20 protein-coding genes and 1 other RNA gene are annotated in these 17,169 nt (G+C 62.3%); 14 read left to right on the forward strand and 7 right to left on the reverse strand.

Annotation, left to right across the window (positions count from 1 at the left end):
* Positions 1-36: 36 nt before the first annotated feature.
* Together ILFOPFJJ_RS06980 and ILFOPFJJ_RS06985 are read left to right on the forward strand one after the other, a co-directional pair.
* Positions 37-3,798, forward strand: coding sequence for an AsmA family protein (locus ILFOPFJJ_RS06980; RefSeq protein ID WP_173509798.1), 3,762 nt, complete (start codon positions 37-39; stop codon positions 3,796-3,798).
* A 383-nt stretch (positions 3,799-4,181) separates the two neighbouring features.
* Entirely contained in the window at positions 4,182-5,063 is an 882-nt protein-coding gene (locus ILFOPFJJ_RS06985) for a GGDEF domain-containing protein (RefSeq protein WP_173509799.1), read from the forward strand.
* Between the two features lie 140 nt (positions 5,064-5,203).
* Here ILFOPFJJ_RS06985 and ILFOPFJJ_RS06990 read toward each other — a convergent pair whose 3' ends face one another.
* The 4 genes from ILFOPFJJ_RS06990 to ssrA all read right to left on the reverse strand — a co-directional run bounded on the left by ILFOPFJJ_RS06990 (position 5,204) and on the right by ssrA (position 6,843).
* Positions 5,204-5,425 carry a ribbon-helix-helix domain-containing protein gene (locus tag ILFOPFJJ_RS06990; protein ID WP_173509800.1) on the reverse strand — a complete coding sequence of 74 codons (222 nt, stop codon included), beginning with the start codon at positions 5,423-5,425 and terminating at the stop codon, positions 5,204-5,206.
* Positions 5,426-5,559: 134 nt separating this feature from the next.
* Positions 5,560-5,787: a DUF4169 family protein gene (locus ILFOPFJJ_RS06995; RefSeq protein ID WP_173509801.1), complete on the reverse strand. Its 228-nt coding sequence runs from the start codon at positions 5,785-5,787 to the stop codon at positions 5,560-5,562.
* An 18-nt stretch (positions 5,788-5,805) separates the two neighbouring features.
* Positions 5,806-6,318 carry an SspB family protein gene (locus tag ILFOPFJJ_RS07000; protein ID WP_173509802.1) on the reverse strand — a complete coding sequence of 171 codons (513 nt, stop codon included), beginning with the start codon at positions 6,316-6,318 and terminating at the stop codon, positions 5,806-5,808.
* Between the two features lie 162 nt (positions 6,319-6,480).
* Positions 6,481-6,843, reverse strand: a transfer-messenger RNA (tmRNA) gene (gene ssrA, locus ILFOPFJJ_RS07005).
* A 149-nt stretch (positions 6,844-6,992) separates the two neighbouring features.
* On the opposite strand from ssrA, the gene ILFOPFJJ_RS07010 reads away from it, so the two are divergent.
* On the forward strand, positions 6,993-7,301 hold the full coding sequence (locus tag ILFOPFJJ_RS07010; protein ID WP_173509803.1) for a DUF2853 family protein: 309 nt from the start codon (positions 6,993-6,995) through the stop codon (positions 7,299-7,301).
* Positions 7,302-7,486: 185 nt separating this feature from the next.
* Here the strand turns inward: ILFOPFJJ_RS07010 and ILFOPFJJ_RS07015 are convergent, their stop codons facing one another.
* Positions 7,487-7,939, reverse strand: coding sequence for a DUF2267 domain-containing protein (locus tag ILFOPFJJ_RS07015; RefSeq protein WP_173509804.1), 453 nt, complete (start codon positions 7,937-7,939; stop codon positions 7,487-7,489).
* A 253-nt stretch (positions 7,940-8,192) separates the two neighbouring features.
* Here ILFOPFJJ_RS07015 and ILFOPFJJ_RS07020 point away from each other — a divergent pair, with 253 nt between their 5' ends.
* The 3 genes from ILFOPFJJ_RS07020 to ILFOPFJJ_RS07030 are packed head-to-tail and all read left to right on the forward strand — an operon-like array spanning position 8,193 to position 8,921.
* The gene (locus ILFOPFJJ_RS07020) at positions 8,193-8,399 is read left to right on the forward strand and encodes a hypothetical protein (protein ID WP_173509805.1); all 207 of its coding nucleotides are present in this window, start codon (positions 8,193-8,195) and stop codon (positions 8,397-8,399) included.
* 11 nt (positions 8,400-8,410) lie between these two features.
* Positions 8,411-8,653: a hypothetical protein gene (locus ILFOPFJJ_RS07025; protein ID WP_173509806.1), complete on the forward strand. Its 243-nt coding sequence runs from the start codon at positions 8,411-8,413 to the stop codon at positions 8,651-8,653.
* A gap of 49 nt (positions 8,654-8,702) precedes the next feature.
* Positions 8,703-8,921: a hypothetical protein gene (locus tag ILFOPFJJ_RS07030; protein ID WP_173509807.1), complete on the forward strand. Its 219-nt coding sequence runs from the start codon at positions 8,703-8,705 to the stop codon at positions 8,919-8,921.
* A gap of 39 nt (positions 8,922-8,960) precedes the next feature.
* On the opposite strand, the gene ILFOPFJJ_RS07035 is transcribed toward ILFOPFJJ_RS07030, so the two are convergent.
* Positions 8,961-9,473, reverse strand: a complete 513-nt coding sequence (locus tag ILFOPFJJ_RS07035; RefSeq protein WP_246299483.1) for a gamma-glutamylcyclotransferase family protein — start codon at positions 9,471-9,473, stop codon at positions 8,961-8,963.
* 116 nt (positions 9,474-9,589) lie between these two features.
* Here ILFOPFJJ_RS07035 and ILFOPFJJ_RS07040 point away from each other — a divergent pair, with 116 nt between their 5' ends.
* The 8 genes from ILFOPFJJ_RS07040 (at position 9,590) to ILFOPFJJ_RS07075 (ending at position 16,386) form a co-directional block, all read left to right on the forward strand.
* Positions 9,590-10,384, forward strand: coding sequence for a thymidylate synthase (locus ILFOPFJJ_RS07040; protein WP_173509808.1), 795 nt, complete (start codon positions 9,590-9,592; stop codon positions 10,382-10,384).
* Between the two features lie 195 nt (positions 10,385-10,579).
* Complete coding sequence (locus ILFOPFJJ_RS07045) at positions 10,580-11,185, forward strand: glutathione S-transferase family protein (RefSeq protein WP_173509809.1); 606 nt, start codon at positions 10,580-10,582, stop codon at positions 11,183-11,185.
* Positions 11,178-11,726 (forward strand): dihydrofolate reductase, encoded by a 549-nt coding sequence (locus ILFOPFJJ_RS07050; RefSeq protein ID WP_173509810.1) that lies wholly within the window; start codon positions 11,178-11,180, stop codon positions 11,724-11,726. The genes ILFOPFJJ_RS07045 and ILFOPFJJ_RS07050 overlap by 8 nt, the downstream gene beginning before the upstream one ends.
* 323 nt (positions 11,727-12,049) lie before the next feature.
* Positions 12,050-13,138 carry an FtsH protease activity modulator HflK gene (hflK, locus tag ILFOPFJJ_RS07055; RefSeq protein ID WP_173509811.1) on the forward strand — a complete coding sequence of 363 codons (1,089 nt, stop codon included), beginning with the start codon at positions 12,050-12,052 and terminating at the stop codon, positions 13,136-13,138.
* On the forward strand, positions 13,135-14,058 hold the full coding sequence (gene hflC, locus ILFOPFJJ_RS07060; RefSeq protein ID WP_173509812.1) for a protease modulator HflC: 924 nt from the start codon (positions 13,135-13,137) through the stop codon (positions 14,056-14,058). The genes hflK and hflC overlap by 4 nt, the downstream gene beginning before the upstream one ends.
* A gap of 7 nt (positions 14,059-14,065) precedes the next feature.
* A complete protein-coding gene (locus ILFOPFJJ_RS07065; protein WP_173509813.1) occupies positions 14,066-14,251 on the forward strand; it encodes a DUF2065 domain-containing protein in 186 nt (61 codons plus the stop codon).
* Positions 14,252-14,257: 6 nt separating this feature from the next.
* Positions 14,258-14,644 (forward strand): ACT domain-containing protein, encoded by a 387-nt coding sequence (locus ILFOPFJJ_RS07070; protein ID WP_173509814.1) that lies wholly within the window; start codon positions 14,258-14,260, stop codon positions 14,642-14,644.
* Between the two features lie 239 nt (positions 14,645-14,883).
* Positions 14,884-16,386 (forward strand): Do family serine endopeptidase, encoded by a 1,503-nt coding sequence (locus ILFOPFJJ_RS07075; protein WP_173509815.1) that lies wholly within the window; start codon positions 14,884-14,886, stop codon positions 16,384-16,386.
* Between the two features lie 123 nt (positions 16,387-16,509).
* Here ILFOPFJJ_RS07075 and ILFOPFJJ_RS07080 read toward each other — a convergent pair whose 3' ends face one another.
* Positions 16,510-17,163, reverse strand: coding sequence for an alpha/beta hydrolase (locus ILFOPFJJ_RS07080; RefSeq protein WP_173509816.1), 654 nt, complete (start codon positions 17,161-17,163; stop codon positions 16,510-16,512).
* Positions 17,164-17,169 lie beyond the last annotated feature (6 nt).

Below are 17,169 nucleotides of genomic sequence, written 5' to 3' on the forward strand. Positions count from 1 at the left end.
GTAGGGCGCGAATGAGACAGACGGGAATGTGACACGGTGCTGGCGCGAATTCTGGTTACCATCGGTGGGCTGCTTGTCGTCGCGCTTTTTGCGGCGTTGATCGCGCCATTGTTCATCGATTGGACCGACTTCCGCAAAGATTTCGAGCGCGAGGCAAGCCGCATCATGGGCAAGCCGGTGGTCGTCCACGGCAGTGTCGATGCGCGGCTGATCCCGTTCCCGACGGTGACTCTCAATGATGTTCGCGTCGGCCCCGCAGAGGGCGGCGCGCCGATCATCCAGGTCGCGCAGTTCTCGATGAGCGCCGAGCTGGCGCCGTTCCTGAGCGGCGAGGCGCTGATCTTCGACATGCGGCTCGACCGGCCGAAGGCAAGGATCCGCCTCCAGCCCGACGGTACGCTCGACTGGGCGCGCGGCCGGCGCGCATCGATCCCGGCAAGCACGGTCGTTCTCGAAAAGGTCGAGATCGTCGATGGTGAGATCGAGTTCATCGACGAGCAGACGGGGCGTACCCGCCGCGTCAGCGATCTTTCCGCCGATCTGTCGGCGCGCTCTCTTGCCGGTCCGTGGAAGGTCGAGGGCCGCGCGGCGCTCGACGGCGAGGCCGGCAGCTTCGCCTTTTCCACGAACGAGGTGAACGAGGAGGGGGCGCTGAGCCTCCGGGCGCGGCTGACGCCGGATAAGCGGCCGTTCGGTGTCGAGCTCGACGGCGATCTCAAGGTCGTCGACTTGAAGCCGGTCTATGGCGGTCGGTTCACGCTGACAGAAAATCGGCCGGCGGATGAGGCTGAGGACAGCGCCGCCTTGCGCATCAACGGCGATTTCCAGCTCACCAACGAGAGCATCCGTGTTCCGGAATACCGTTTCGAGGTTGGGCCGCCGGAAGATCCCTATGTCGTCACGGGCGAGGCGACGCTCGACACCGGCAAGGACCAGAAATTCCTGCTGATCGCCGACGGTCAGCAGATCGACGTCAGCCGCATCGGCAATTCCGGCCGCAGAGGCAAGACCGGCCGCGACCCCGCCATTTCGCTGCGCCAGCGAGTCGAAGCGATGCTGGCGATCGCCGCCGACATTCCTATCCCGCAGGTGCCGGGCCGGGCCAGCCTCAAGCTGCCGGCGATCGTTATCGGCGATACGACGCTTCGCGACGTGCGGCTCGACGTCAGGCCGGACGGCGCCGGCTGGATCGTGGAGAATGCGGTGGCGCTGCTGCCCGGGCGGACGCAAATGGAAGCGAGCGGGCGGCTGAACCTCAAGGAGCAGCGCGCCTTCCGCGGCGACATCCTGATTGCCTCCAACCAGCCTTCGGGACTGGCGAACTGGCTGGCGGGGTCGGTGGACCCGGCGATCCGCAAGCTGAAGACAGCCGGTTTCGCCGCAACCGTGAACCTGACGGATACGCTGCAGCAGTTCGAGAGCCTTGAGGTGGCGGCAGGGCCCGCGACGCTCCGGGGGCGGATCGAACGCCAATCCTTCGCCGAGCAGCAGCCGAGCCTTTCGCTGCAGCTCAAGGGCAATCGCATTGATCTGGAGGCACTGCAGGCACTGGCCGGTCTCGTCGCCGGTGACGCGTCGACCGGAACCCTGCTGCAGCACGCGATCGCCGCCGATCTCTCTGCCGAGGCTTTTTCCGCCTTTGGTGAGGAGGCGCGGGACGTGCAAGCGGTGCTGACCCTCAAGAACGGACAGTTGCAGGCGGAGCGGGTGGCGATCGGCTCGCTTTCCGGCGCGCAGCTCGCCCTTTCCGGCCGGATGAGCGGCGGCTTCGATCAGCCGGTGCTCTCGGCGAAGATGAAGCTCGCCGCAAAGGACCTGACGCCCTTCCTCGAAATGATCGGCCGGCACACGGTCGCCCATCCGGCGCTGCAACGCCTCATCAGAGCCGGCCCCTATTATTCCGATGCCGCCTTCGACGTGACGCTGACGGCCGGTAGCAACGAGGGCAGCGCGCCTGTCACGTTCGGGGTGATCGGCACCGCCAACGGCGGCAAGATCGCCGCAAGCTACCAGGCACCCGATGTCGCCCAGGCGCTCGCCGGCAAGGGCATGCTGCTGGAGGCGACGCTCGAGAATCCGCACACGCCCGTCCTCATCGGCCAGGCGGGCTTCGATCCGCTGCCGTTCGACGCCGATGCCAACGGTATCCTGGCGATTAAGCTGCAGAGCACCGAGGGTTCCAAGGCGAACGGAACGCTGACCTTCACCACCGAGAAGACGTCGCTCGCCGCCAAGGGTGTCTTCGATCTTGCCCGTGACCACTATCTCGAGGGCCAGGCGAAGCTGACGCTGCAGACGGAGGATCTGGAGCCATTCCTGCTTCTTCAGGGAATCGGATTGCCGCAGATGGGCAGCGGACTGCCGGTGACGCTGTCGACCGACATCACGACCGATGCGGAAAAAATCGCGCTCTCGGCGATCGAAGGCAAGGTCGACCAGAATGCCTTTACCGGCGCGCTGGCGATCGATCGAAAGACGGCCGGCAAGGCCGTCGGCGAACTTGCACTGGATACGCTCGACCTCGCCTGGCTCGGCGAGGGCATCCTCGGTCAGTTCGAGGATGTGTCGATCGGCGGATTGTCGAAGGCACCGGTCGCGCAGCCGGCCTGGAGGGGCTTCGACGTTGCGTTGAACGTTACCGCGAAGCAGTTCTGGCCGGGCGTCTACGGTCCGGTCACCGGCTTTGCCGGAAGACTCGAATGGAAGGGCGACGAGATTGCTGTAAGCGATGCCACCGGCGAGTGGTTGGGGGGCAAGCTCGAAGGGCGGCTGCAAATCGGCAACGCCAATGGCTCGGGCTTCCTGCGCTCGCGCTTCGATCTCAAGGGTGCCGATCTCGCCGCTGCCGGATGGGCGCGCGAAAGTGGTCCCGTGGCGACCGGCCGGTTCGACCTGGCGGTTGCGATGGAGGCTTCGGGCGCGACCCCCCGCGCGATGGCGCATTCGGCGAGCGGGTCGGGAACCGCGACGTTCAACGGCGTTACGCTGAACGGCATCAACACGGCAGCGCTGCCGCCGCTGATGGCCGCTGCCGATGCCATGAAGACCGAGATCTCGCCTGAGGCGATCCGCAAGGCGGCAGAGAAACTGCTCTTTACCGGTCAGTCGGTTGTCGGTGTCGTCAAGGTGCCTTTCAGCGTTGCCGGCGGCACGGTCAGGGCGCAGAACGTCACGGCGGCCGATGGCAACGCCGCGTTCACCGGCGAGGCATCGTTCGATCTTGCCGATCAACGCATGAACGGCGTGATCGACCTGGAGTTCCGGCCGGGCGAAGAGGCGCTTGCCGGCGCCGAACCGCGTGTGCGCTTCGGCTATGGCGGGCTGCTGGATGCTCCCGGTGTCACGGTCGACGTCACCGATCTTTCGAATTTCCTGTCGCTGAGGGCCTTCGAGCGGGAGCGGCGGCGCGTGGAAATGCTTCAGGCGAATGTGCTCGAGAAGCAGCGGCTTCGCCGCGAGGTGGCGCTTTACAAGGCACGCGCGGCCGAACGCGAGATTGCCCGGCGGAGGGCGATCGCCGAGGAACGCCACCGTCAGGCCGCGGCGGCCGAGGCGGCCCGGATGAAGGCCGAGGCCGAGGCGCGTGCTGCTACCGAACGGCGCGCAGCCGAGGAATTGCGCCTGCGCCTGCGGCAACTTCCGCCGCGCAGTGCCGTCGAGCAGACGCCGCCTGCGCGAAACGTCGAGCGCGTCAACCCGCCGCCGCCAACCGGCGGCAGCGTAACCGACGAGAATGCCGGCCCGCCGGCCGGGCAGGGCCTGAACTTCGACATGCTGCCGGAAATCACGGTGCAATAAGCGGGATGAGGAAAAGTGCGGAGCGGTTTTCCGCCCGCATCCCGCGTCAAGCAAGCAAATCGGGATGAGGAAAAGTGCGGAGCGGTTTTCCGCCCGCATCCCGCGTCAAGGAAGCAAATCGGGGTGAGGAAAAGTGCGGGCGGTTTTCCGCCCGCATCCCGCGTCAAGCAAGCAAATCGGGGTGAGGAAAAGTGCGGAGCGGTTTTCCGCCCGCATCCGCGTTAAGCAAGCAAATCGGGACGAGGAAAAGTGCGCAGCGGTCTCCCGCCCGCATTCACCCCTTAGCGTCAAAAATCGGCAAACATCCCTAGAATTTTAGTGGCCCACTTGAAGCCGCATTAGCATCCCTCGGGACACAATGTGCCTACAACTGGGGTTGCGAGATGAAATCGCTTGAGCTTGGGCTTCATCGCCGCGCAGTCGTCTGGATCGTGAACTGTACCCTCGGTGGCACCGTCGGCTGCACGGTGATCGCCATGCTCATCACCTATTATTGCACTGCCCGCTTTGGTGCGGAGGTGATGGCCACGACGCTCAGGCTTGCGTTCTACATTCCCTTGCTTCTGGCCATACCGCTCTTTGCCTTCATCGGCGTCAAGATGCAGCAACTGGCGCTGGCCAACCGGCTCCTCGTGCAGGCAAGCCGCTATGACGGCTTGACGGGTTGCCTCAACCGCAGCGCCTTCACTGCTGATGTCATCGATTTTTTCGCGAAGCAGGATCTCACGCCGTTTCCGCCGACATCGGCGCTCCTGATCCTCGATGCCGACCATTTCAAGAAGATCAATGATTGCCATGGCCACCTTGCCGGCGATGCGGCGCTCGTCGCAATTGCTGCGGTACTGCGCGGTGCCATCGGCGAGGACGGCGTGGTCGGGCGGCTCGGCGGCGAGGAATTCGGGGTTTTCGTGCGCTCGACCGATGCGGGCGTGGTCGGCGGATTGGCGGAGCGCATCCGCCTTGGTGTCGCAGAGGATGGGCTGCCGGAAGGCGGCTGCGCAGATGCGGTCACCGTCAGCATCGGCATTGCCCTCTTCACCTATCCGGCCGTCTACGAGGACATTTTCAAGATTGCCGACGATCAGCTTTATCTCGCCAAGGGCGCCGGGCGGAACTGTATCTGCATGATGGAGCACTCGCACATGCCAGGCGACATACGCGCCATGGCCGAGCAATTGCGCAGCGGTTTTGCGGAGTTCGACGCCCGGCCGCGCGCGGACCGCACAGGAGAGGACGGTCAGCCGTGGCAGCTGGCAGGGCGCTGATCCATATGCAGCTCACTACAGCGTCGTTAGGGGGCTTCGGTTGCCTTACAGCGCCGTGCATCTTCTAAGACGCACAATGGTCGCTGTAACGCTTTGAATTGCTGCATGATCTATCCTCAAATCGATTCCGATTTAAGGAATCATGCAGTAGCGTGCGATTTTACCCAGGCGAGGACGTAGACGCGGAGCGCCGAGGAGAGATTGCCGTCAGGGTCGCGCCCATCGTCGACTTCGGCGATCAGCCGGGCAAGCGGCATGCCACGGCTCTGGGCGATCGATTTCAATTCCTGCCAGAACGGTTCTTCGAGGGTAATGCTCGTTCTATGTCCGTGCAGGGTGGCGGAATGCTTGACGATCGTCATCGCTCATAAACCGATTCAAGGCGTTGGCACTCCGATTCCGGAATTCGGCTCAAGTCTTTGCGCCCGAATCGTTTTTCAGGGTTGCCGATGACACGGCTGATGCCGCGACCGTCTGTTTAGACGCATGGTGCCGGTCAAGTCTTTTCCGTGTCGGGGACGCCGTCCGCCGAACGCGCGATGGCCGGCGTTTCCAGCCGGCCCTGGTCGAGCTTCTTCGACGCCTTTTCGTTCAGGGCGCGGGTGTGCGACTTTTCCGTCTTGGTACGGCCGAAGGCGACACGGTTCTGCTCGGCCTGCTTTTCCTTCTCGGAGCGGGCCTGCTTCTTGCGGAACTGGCGCAGGTTGACGATCTCGCCGGCCATGGGCCGCCTCCGTATCGGTCAGTTCTTTTTGCGGAAGGAGTCGAGCGAGACGACCGAGGCACCGCTGTTTTTCGGTTCAGCCGGCTTTTCAGTGCTCTTCTCGGCGGGTTCGTCGTCACCTTCGCTGACCGGGTAGGCGGTGATCTCGGCCGTTTCCTCTTCTTCCTCGGCGGCGGCGACGTCGAACTCCAGTTCGAAATTGACCGACGGGTCGTAGAAGCCGCGGACGGCGTTGAAGGGGATGACAAGTTTCTCCGGCGTGTCGGAGAAGGAGAGGCCGATCTCGAAGCCGGCCTCGCTGACCTTCAGGTCCCAGAACTGATGCTGAACGACGATCGTCATCTGTTCAGGATATTTCGCCTTCAGATGCTGCGAGATGCGTACGCCGGGAGCGCCGGTCAGAAAGGTGATGAAGAAATGGTGGTCGCCGGGCAGATGACCCGTGGCTGCGACTTCGGCCAGCACCTTGCGAATGACACCGCGAAGCGCGTCCTGCGCCAGAATGTCGTAGCGTATGTGGTCCTGGCCCATATGATCCCCGTCTTCTCTTAGACTCAACTGCTGCAATGTCACACCACAGCGACTCTTGCGCACCGAAGCGGTATGCAGCGCTGTACGGACACTCCTTTGCCCCGTCCGCTTATGACGAGTCAATTATCAAGCATCTATAGACCATTTCGCGACAGGGGAGAAGGTGAAGGCTTCTGTTGCCAGGTGCCTTCGGACCCCGCCTTACGGTGCTACCCGGAAGGACTTGATTTGAAGTGCCGCACCGCCGTTAGGCAGCGAGACGTGCTTCAGCATAGTTGTCGTTTGCAACTATAAGTTTAGCCCGATAACGGTGGTACAATGCCGAGCAAAAAGTCGATCTTTACGCCCTTGTCGATCCTATTTCGCCCCCATCAAAAGCCGGTCCGAAATTCCAGGCCGGTTTTTGGTGGAGGCGCCGGGTACCGCCCCCGGGTCCAATGGGTTTATTGCATCGCCCGTTTATTGCCATAGCCGCCCGAAGACGGCACACGTCATATAGGTCTTTCCGCAGTCCAAGAAAAGGGCCGCGAGGGAGAATATGACAGATATATTATCCCGGATGCGGCCCTTACCGAAACGCCTTGACATACCCGATCAGCGTGAAAAACTCCCGCTGCTGCACGCGGTTCGCGAAAAGGGCAGCAGCTTGAGAGCAAGTGCAAACTGGAGGCATCATGACTGATTATCTCGCAGACGTGCAGAAATACGACAGCGGCGCCGACGAAGCTGTTGTCAACAAGATCGTGCGCCATCTCGGCATCGCCCTTCGCAACAAGGATTCGTCTCTCGTTTCGGCCTCGGACCCCAAGGAGCTCGAGCGCGTCAAGGAGAAGTGGTGTGAAAAGAAGCTCGGCGTCGGCGGTGCGGACGCGGACGCGGCAATCGCTGCCACAGCCAAGGCGATGGCGGACGACCGCACCAAGTCACGCGTGACGTTCTACTACCTGGTGGCCAAGAACCTCGGCAAGCTCCAGGTCCTCTGATCCGCAGGGATTCTCCCGGTTTCGGCTATACACCGCGTGTCCCCTCGGACGGGCAAAGGCGGTAGCGTTTGAGTTGCGGAGTTTTTTCGTGATCCCGGCCGAACGATCCGGGATCGCCAACGCAATTGATTTTGCCAATCCGGAGACCAAGTGGAAGGCGGCGGGAGCCGCCTTACCGTTTCGTGTTACGCCTGCTCCTTGGCGGGGACATTGTCGGGCCAGAGAGCACGGATCTCCTTCGGCAGCGTGTCGCGCACCTTTACCGACTGACCGAGATCTATGTGCCGCGCGAGAACCTGGAATACCGATTTCGTGGCTTCGACGGGATTGACGGGACGGCCAGGTTTCATCCCATCCGTGATACATTGAAGAAATTCGTCGAGCGATCGCGTCGCCTTGTCGGGCCGATGGTTGGGTCGGTATTGATCGTAGTAGGCGCCCCGCACGAGCAGCGGCAACTCCGCGCCCAGATGGGCGGCCATCTCCGGAGGGAGCCTGTCGCGCAGCGCCCTCAACACGACGTTCAATATATGCCAGGCGACTTTCCGGTCCGGACCATGATGCTCCATGATCTCGCCGAGCCAGATATTGGTGGTTTGCAGGGTCTTGTCGAAGACATCGAGGCCTGTCGCACTCATGGGTCACACCTCTCTCGCGGTCGATCGTTGATATCTCAAAAGTTCTAACCCCAGGCGGCCGAGTTTGTTTCGTCGCTTGGCCGAGAAAATCCCGCCAGCGCGCTCGAAAACGGCCCCGGGCTTGCCGCTAATCTCGGAACCTTCGCGGGGCCGCCGGGTTAAGCCAGTAGATGTGGCCCGGCCGAAACGCCTACGCGGGTCGGGTTGAACATGACCAGCAGAACACGAAAGGGCAGATACGGAAGGAAGTCCGATGACATCTTCCAAGCATCCGAAGACACGCCGCCCCAGCGACAAGGATCTGAAGCAGGATCCCGGGATCGGCCGGAGCAAGGGCATCCAGGGACCATCCGACTATGAGATGCTGAAGCGCGGCAACACCATCGAAGGCGATGTCGAGAACGATACGACCACGCAGGGCGGTGCGAACCCGCGCCAGCGCGGCCGGACGAATAAATAGGAGGAAAGGCAATGGTCGGCAAGAAGACGCACGAACAGCAACAGCGCGTGCTTCAGGGCCGCGAGGATACGTCGAACGCCGGCAAGGATTTCGACGCCGCGGAGAAGCTCCAGCGCTCCGCCGCCTTGCGAAAGGCTCATCGCAAGGGCGGGCAACTGGATACCGAGCACGCCGATGCACGCGAGCCGGACGAACGCAGCATGACGCGCGGAAAGAACCAGGAAAGCAGGCATCACAAGGGTGCAGAGAACTGAGGCTAAGACTTCTCTTAGCGCCATCCGAGATAGTGAAAGGAGACGGATCATGGCTCACGCCAGTCGCAAGCATGTGGGAAAGCCGGACAAAGGCAAAGGTTCAGGCAGCGGCGCACAGACCGAAGTGAAAAGGGGCGTTCTTGGTGAGAACGACGTTCTTTCCAACCGAGACAAGGCGCAGCATTCCGATGCGCGTGGCCTCGATGAAAAGGCAGTGAGAAACGAGCAATACCAGGATCACGCCGGCAACCGGCGCCCTGCGAAATGATCGGACGGGCGGCGGGCGCTGCTCCGAAACACATAAACCTCAGCGCCGCCACGGCGGCACGAAGCGCCTGTCGTCATAGGAACTGAGATATCCCGTGTGTGCGGGTGAAGCCAAAAATCTGGCTTTGAGATAGGCGAATGCGTCGCAAGTTGCGCCGGATCTCGCTGGCACGACACTGATCAGCTTTCGAAAATTCCCCGGCCGCCCTACCGCCTCCAGCCGATCAAGTCGATGGAGGGTGGCCGGATCGACTTGATAAAGCTCACCCCTGACGTGATGACCTTGGCCCGGCTCATCCAGCATCATCGGAGCGAGCCACGGCCCCGCAATGAGCATCGGATATTTCCTGGTTGTCCGATAAAAACCAATAAAGCGCGCCCGAGCGAGGCCTCGCCGATGCAGCGGAAAGCCTCTCTTCAAGGTGCCAAAAACAAAAACGAGTGCGGTTTCGGGCATGATCCGGGTGGACCCGCGCAAGCGTTCTTGTTCAAGAACGCGGGGAACCTCTGCTGCGTTCCCTTGACAGCCGTCGCCAGCATGGGCGGAGGCCATGCATAGCGCTGCTCGAAGTTCGGACATCAAATTGCGGGAAAACGCACCGTAGCCATTGGTTCGCCGGAGGGTTCGTCCTATTTTGAGCGAAGCGAACGAATCGTCGGCGAAGAAGCATGCGGCAATATCTCGATCTCCTCGAACATGTGATGACAGTGGGAACCGACCGGGGCGACCGGACGGGCACGGGCACGCGATCGGTTTTCGGTTACCAGATGCGCTTCGACCTGTCGGAAGGCTTCCCGGTACTGACCACCAAGAAGCTGCACCTGCGTTCGATCATTCACGAGCTCCTGTGGTTCCTGAAGGGCGAAACGAATATCGCCTATCTTAAGGAAAACGGCGTCAGCATCTGGGACGAGTGGGCGGACGAGAAGGGCGAACTCGGGCCGGTCTATGGTTACCAGTGGCGCTCCTGGCCGGCACCCGACGGTGGGCACATCGACCAGATCGCGACCCTCATCGAGGGCCTGAAGACCAATCCGAATTCCCGACGCCACATCGTTTCGGCCTGGAATCCGGCGCTGGTCGACGAGATGGCGCTGCCGCCTTGCCACTGCCTGTTTCAATTCTACGTGGCGGACGGCAAGCTCTCCTGCCAGCTCTACCAGCGGTCGGCCGATATCTTTCTTGGCGTTCCCTTCAACATCGCCTCCTACGCGCTGCTGACGCTGATGGTGGCGCAGGTGACGGGGCTGAAGCCCGGCGATTTCGTTCACACGCTCGGCGACGCCCACATCTATCACAACCACTTCGAACAGGCGCGCTTGCAACTGACGCGAACGCCGAAGCGGCTCCCGGAAATGCGCATCAATCCGGCAGTAAAGGATATATTCTCCTTTAAGTTCGAAGACTTTACGCTCGTCGGCTACGAAGCCGATTCACATATCAAGGCGCCGGTCGCCGTCTAGAATGGGACGAGATGAGGCTGCTTCCGGCGGCGCTTGCGTCGATCGGCGCAGGCGCGTGGCGTCAGGTGAAATTGCCTGAAGCGGCCTCGATGTTCTGGAACTGAAAAACCGGGAGCTTCCTTCCGCGTTCGTCTGGGCGGTGGGCGGCGTTTCCCAATATGGCCGCCGGCGTTCCGGCGGAACAGGGAGGTTTCGATGCTGACGCTTATCCATGCGCCGCTCTCGCGCTCGTCGCGCATCATTTGGCTGCTCGAGGAAATCGGCGCCGAATACGAGATCCGCTACGTCAACATCCGTCGATGGGACGGCTCGGGCGGACCGGACGAGAACAATCCGCATCCGCACAAGCAGGTGCCGGCGCTTCTGCACAACGGCGCGGTGATCTGGGAGTCGGCCGCCGTCGTGCAATATCTGACCGACCTCTATCCGGATTGCAGCCTCGGCCGGCCGCCTGGCCATCCCGATCGCGGGGCCTATCTTTCCTGGCTCGCCTATTATGCCGGCGTCATCGAGCCGACGGCGCTTGCCCATATCTCCGGCGTCACCGTCAACAACCCGGCGCTCGCCAGGCTCTACAGCGAAATGTGCGCCCACGTTATCGGCGTCCTGAGCGGCCAGACCTATCTGCTCGGCGAGACCATGAGCGCGGCCGATCTGTTGCTGGCGAGCGCGCTGCAATGGATGCGCAAGATCCTGCCGGAAAGCGACGTGATCGACCGCTACATTCGCGTCGTGACCGACCGGGCGGCTCTGGAGCGTGCGCGCGAGATCGACAGCAAGCCGAGTGGTTTCCATGACTGACGCAAAGACCGAAAAGAGCGCCGACCCGAGAATCGTGATTGTCGTCGCTGTCGCTACCAACGGGGTGATCGGGCGCGAGGGCGACCTGCCATGGCGGCTCTCGACCGATCTCAAGCGCTTCAAGGCACTGACGATCGGCAAGCCGGTCGTGATGGGGCGGAAGACCTGGGCCTCGCTCGGGCGGCCGCTGCCGGGCCGACCGAACATCGTCATCAGCCGCAATCGCGACTTCGCGGCGGAAGGGGCCGAGGTCACGTCGTCGCTGGAGGCGGCGCTCGAGCTGGCGCGCCGACACGCGGCGGCGATCGGCGCGGGCGAGATCTGCATCATCGGCGGCGGAGAGATCTATCGCCAGTCTATCGGCGTCGCGGACGTGCTGCACGTGACGGAAGTGCATGCCGAAGTCGACGGCGACACGCGCTTTCCGGCGATCGATCCGGTGACCTTCGAAAAGGTGTTCGAGGAGGACCTGCCGCGCGGCGAGAAGGACAGCCATGCGATGCATTTCGTGACTTGGCGTCGGCGCGAGGCAGCGGAATGAGGAAAAGTGCGAAGCGGTTTTCCGCCCGCGTTCCGCGCAAGACCAAGAGGCCGGAATGAGGAAAAGTGCGAAGCGGTTTTCCGCCCGCATTCCGCGCATGGCCAAGAAGCCGGAATGAGGAAAAGTGGAAGCGGTTTTCCTCCCCCATCCCGCTCTCACCCGTTCCGGCGGCGGGTCTGCCAACTATTTTAACCCATTTACGGTGAACTCGGCCGTATCGCGTTGAAAGCAATGCATGTGATACCTATAACGGGTTCACATCGCGACCGATTGCATATGCCTGCGGCGGTCGGCGAAAGAGTTTTCTTGTAAGAGAGGTTTTGATGCCCTGGAGCAATCAGAATGGCGGCGGCGGCGGCCCGTGGGGCGGCGGCGGCAATCAAGGGCCATGGGGCCAAGGGCCTAATCGCCCGCGAGGCGGCAGAGGCGGGCCGCCGGATCTCGAGGAGATCATCCGGCGCGGTCAGGACCAGTTGAAGAATGTGGTCCCGGGCGGCTTCAACGGCGGCGTCTTCGTCATCGTCGGCCTCCTGATCGTCGGCTTCATCCTGCTCAACTCGATCTACACCGTCCAGCCGGACGAACGCGGCGTCGAGATGCGCTTCGGCAAGCCGAAGGAAGAAATCTCGATGCCGGGCCTCCACTATCACTTCTGGCCGCTCGAGACCGTCGAGTTCGTCAAGGTGACGGAGCAGCAGCAGAATATCGGCGGACGCACCGCCGGTCAGTCCAATGCCGGGCTGATGCTCTCCGGTGACCAGAACATCGTCAACGTACAGTTCTCGGTGCTGTTCTCGGTGACCGACCCGAAGTCCTATCTCTTCAATGTCGAGAACCCGGCCGATACGCTGCAGCAGGTGGCCGAAAGCGCAATGCGCGAGGTCGTCGGCCGGCGTCCGGCGCAGGACATCTTCCGCGACAATCGCCAGGCGATCGCCGCCGACGTGAAGAACACGATCCAGGCGACGATGGACGCCTACGGCGCCGGCGTTTCCGTGAACACGGTCGCAATCGAGGATGCTGCGCCTCCACGCGAAGTCGCCGATGCCTTCGACGAGGTGCAGCGCGCCGAACAGGATGAAGACCGTTTCGTCGAGGAAGCCAACCAGTACGCCAACCAGGTGCTCGGCAAGGCGCGTGGTCAGGGCGCTCAGATCCGCGAAGAGGCGGCCGCCTACAAGGACCGCGTCGTCAAGGAAGCAGAGGGCGAGGCACGGCGCTTCGTCTCGGTTTACGACGAATACTCCAAGGCTCCCGAAGTCACGCGCAAGCGGCTCTACCTCGAAACCATGCAGGGCGTGCTTGGAAAGTCGAAGAAGTTCATCCTCGACGAAAGGAACGGGCAGGGCGTGCTGCCCTATCTGCCGCTTAACGAAATCGGCAGGCCGGCGCAGTCGGGAGGCGTACAATGATCAACAATCGCAGCTCAATCATCCTGATCGTCCTCGCCGCGGTGCTGGTCGTCGTCTATTCGTCGATCTTCGTGGTCAACGAGCGCCAGCAGGCGATCGTCGTGCGCTTCGGTGAGATCCGCGACGTCAAGCGGGAACCGGGCCTCTATTTCAAGCTGCCGTTCGCCTTCATGGATGCTGATCGCGTGCAATATGTCGAGGACCAGGCGCTCCGCTTCGACCTCGACAATATCCGCGTGCAGGTTTCCGGCGGCAAGTTCTACGAGGTCGACGCCTTCGTGGTCTACAAGATCGCCGATCCCCGCCGCTTCCGCGAGACGGTGTCCGGCGACCGCGAGTCGGCCGAGGCGCGGCTCAGGACCCGCCTTGATGCGTCGCTGCGCCGCGTCTACGGTTTGAGAGGGTTCGAGGCGGCCCTTTCGGACGAACGCGCATCGATGATGCGCGAGGTGCGGACAGACTTGAGGGCCGACGCGGAATCACTTGGCCTCAACATCGAGGACGTGCGCATCCGGCGGACCGACCTGACTCAGGAGGTCTCGCAACAGACCTTCGACCGGATGAAAGCCGAGCGTCTGGCGGAAGCGGAACTGATCCGCGCGCGCGGTAACGAGGAAGGCCAGCGCCGACGCGCGATCGCCGACCGCCAGGTCGTCGAGATCGTCGCCGAGGCTCAGCGTGATTCGGAAATCCTGCGCGGTGAGGGCGAAGCCGAGCGCACGAAGATCTTCGCCGATGCCTTTGCAAGGGATCCCGGCTTCTTCGAGTTCTATCGCTCGATGTCGGCCTATGCGGCGTCGATCGGCAGCCCGGACACGACGGTGATCCTGTCGCCGCATTCGGAATTCTTCCGTTATTTCAACGATGCAAACGGTGTCGGCGCGCCAGCGCCGGCGACGCAACCCCCTGTCGCGGACTGAGCGGACAATGTCCGACTTTCTGATCGGGTTTGGTTTCTTCCTGATCATCGAGGGGCTGGTGTACGCACTGGCCCCTTTGGTTTTGGTGGAATTGGCGAAGCGTTTGCCGTATGTCCCGGAGCATCAGCTCCGACTGGCCGGGCTCGTTTCGGTGGCGGCTGGCGTCGGACTTGTATGGTTGGTTCGAGGATAATGCGAAATGCCACATAAACTGCTGATCCGGCTGATCGATGCCGAATATGCCATTACCCGTCTGAATGTCGGGTCCGCGATACCGGAGTGGCTGCCGGGGCCGGGTTTCTGGACGGTGTCCAGCTCGCGCGAGGAAATGACGCTGGTCTGTCGCGCCGCCCGCGTACCGTCGAGCGTGCAGAGCTCGCTCGGATGGCGCTGCTTCCGCATCGAGCAGCATTTCAGCTTCGACGTGCCGGGTGTCCTGTCTTCGGTCCTGCGGCCGCTTTCGGCGGCTGGTGTCGGCGTCTTCGCCAATTCGACCTTCAGCACCGACTATGTCTTCGTCGCCGGGTCCGATCTTGAAAAAGCGGTGCAGGCACTGAAGGATCACGGGCACGAGATCACCGGCTGAATGGTGCGAAGCGGGTGCAGGCCGGAATCGCCGACGCTCGGTTCTCCTGGGGCGGATCAGGAAATCGTGTTTGGACGCTCCGGAATTCCGCCGTATCTTCAAGGGAAGATCGCTTGTGTGCGGGGCCGCGGCAGCGGCGCATCGCGCTCAGTTGAAGAGAATCGGTTACGCGGCAGTCCCCGATTGTGACAATCCCCGGGGCCGGCGTGATCCAAGAGGAATAATAGGAGCCTAGCGACTTGTCGACACGACCCGAATTCTTCCGCGGCCTGGTGCTTGCGGCCGCGACGGCACTGCTTCTTTCCAACACGGCACTCGCCGAGACGGCAACCTCGCGACCGGCAGCCGGACCGCCATCCGTTGCCGACCTCGCCGAAGGTCTGCTCGACGCCGTCGTCAACATTTCCATTTCCCAGAACGTCAAGAGCGATGACGACGACGCGCCGATGCCGCAGGTGCCGGAAGGATCGCCGCATCAGGAATTCTTCGACGAGTTCTTCAGGGGGCCCGGCGGCGACGGTAACCGGCCGCGAACAGTCAATTCGCTTGGTTCTGGCTTCATTATCGATCCGACAGGGTTCATCGTCACCAACAACCACGTCATCCAGGACGCCGATGATATCGAGGTCAACTTCGCGAACGGCACAAAGCTGAAGGCGAAGCTGGTCGGCACGGACAGCAAGACCGATCTGGCGCTGCTCAAGGTCGAGCCGAAGAAGCCGCTAAAGGCGGTCTCCTTCGGCGACTCGCGCAAGATCAGGATCGGCGACTGGGTGATGGTCGTCGGCAATCCGTTCGGCCTCGGCGTTTCCGTTTCGGTCGGCGTCGTCTCGGCGCGCGGGCGCAACATCAATGCCGGTCCCTATGACAGCTTCATCCAGACCGACGCGGCGATCAACCGCGGCAATTCCGGCGGGCCGTTGTTCAACATGCAGGGCGAGGTGATCGGCATCAACACCGCGATCCTCTCGCAGACCGGCATGTCGGTCGGCATCGGCTTCGCCGTGCCGACGGAACTGGCGATGAACGTCGTCACCCAGCTCAAGGAATTCGGCGAGACGCGCCGCGGTTGGCTCGGAGTCCGCATCCAGCCGGTCACCGACGATATCGCCGAAAGCCTGAAGATGGAGACGCCGCATGGCGCGCTTGTCTCCGGCATCATTGAAGGCGGACCGATCACCAGGGGCGAGATCAAGGCAGGCGATATCATCGTCCGCTTCGATGGAACGGATGTGGCGGAGATCCGGGATCTGATGCGTGCGGTCGGCGAGAGCCCTGTCGGCAAGGCCGTCGACGTGGTCATCATTCGCGACGGCAAGGAGCAGACGGTTCACATCACGCTTGGCCGTCTTGAGGATGGCGAGCGTCTTGCAAATGCCCCGGTGAGCCAGAACGGCGAGGGTGTCAAGCCGAATGAGCCGCCCGCGGCCCAACTGCCGGCGAGCGACGTCGTGCTCGGCATGAAGCTCGCGGTGCTCGACGAGGGTCGCCGCAAGACTTTCGGCATTGCCGATGATGTCAAAGGCGTGGTGGTGACCGAAGTCCAGCCGAATTCCGCCGCGGCCGAGCGCCGCGTCGCGGTCGGCGACGTGATCGTCGAGGTCGGCCAGGAGGCAATGGACACCCCGGACGATGTTTCGGCGCGGGTCGAGAAACTGAAGAACGATGGCCGCCGCAACGCGCTTCTGATGATCGCCAACAAGACCGGCGAGCTGCGCTTCGTCACCGTGCGGGTGGAATAGCGGCGGGCTGCCTTTTGGCGCGATGGCTTTTTCTTGAGTCATTTCAGGACCATCGCGGCTGATCTTCGCAGACTGCAGCGACCTTTTGGCGTCTTTTCCGACGCCAAGAGGTCGCTGTTTGGTTTAGACAAGCGCGTTTTCCCGCTTGCCTCCTGAAAACAAACTCGCAAACCATTTCTTCGAAAGCGCTCTGTCTAACCCCGTTGGCTCCCAATCATGCCCCGCGTCCAGCAGGTGGTAGGCGACGTGTGCCCCGGCAGTGCGGAACTGCTCCTTTATGACCGGCGCATCGTAACGCTCACGGCGATCATCATGTGCTCCGGCTAGGATGAGCACTGGATATCGCTCCAATTTCGGAAAAGGCGTTTGCGGGTCCGGCGACTGCGGTCGCAGGAGAATTGCTCCGGACGTAAGGGTGCACTGACGGCACACGACGGCTGCGGCGATGATAGCCCCACTCGAATAGCCTGCAATAAGCGGACGTTGGGCAAGCCTGTATTCTCTCGTTATCGTCTCTATGAACATGCAGAGCTTTGCCGCTCTGTCGGTTAGTTCCTCCAAGCTCAAACTCCGATCCCGATTACGTCGGAAGAAGGTGAAGCCGTGCTCACAAGCGATCGGACCGCGGACTCTGAAACATGTGGAGTTGGGAGCAACCTGCTCGGCGAAATCGGTCCAATCAGTTTCTCGTCCACTGCTGCCATGAAGAAGAACCATTGGCGGATTGTCCGGGCTTCTCGCCTCAACCTCGAAATCAAAGCCTGCAGAATGCAGCATTTGGAA

The sequence above is a fragment of the Sinorhizobium psoraleae genome (assembly GCF_013283645.1).
In the GTDB taxonomy this organism is placed as follows: Bacteria; Pseudomonadota; Alphaproteobacteria; order Rhizobiales; family Rhizobiaceae; genus Sinorhizobium; species Sinorhizobium psoraleae.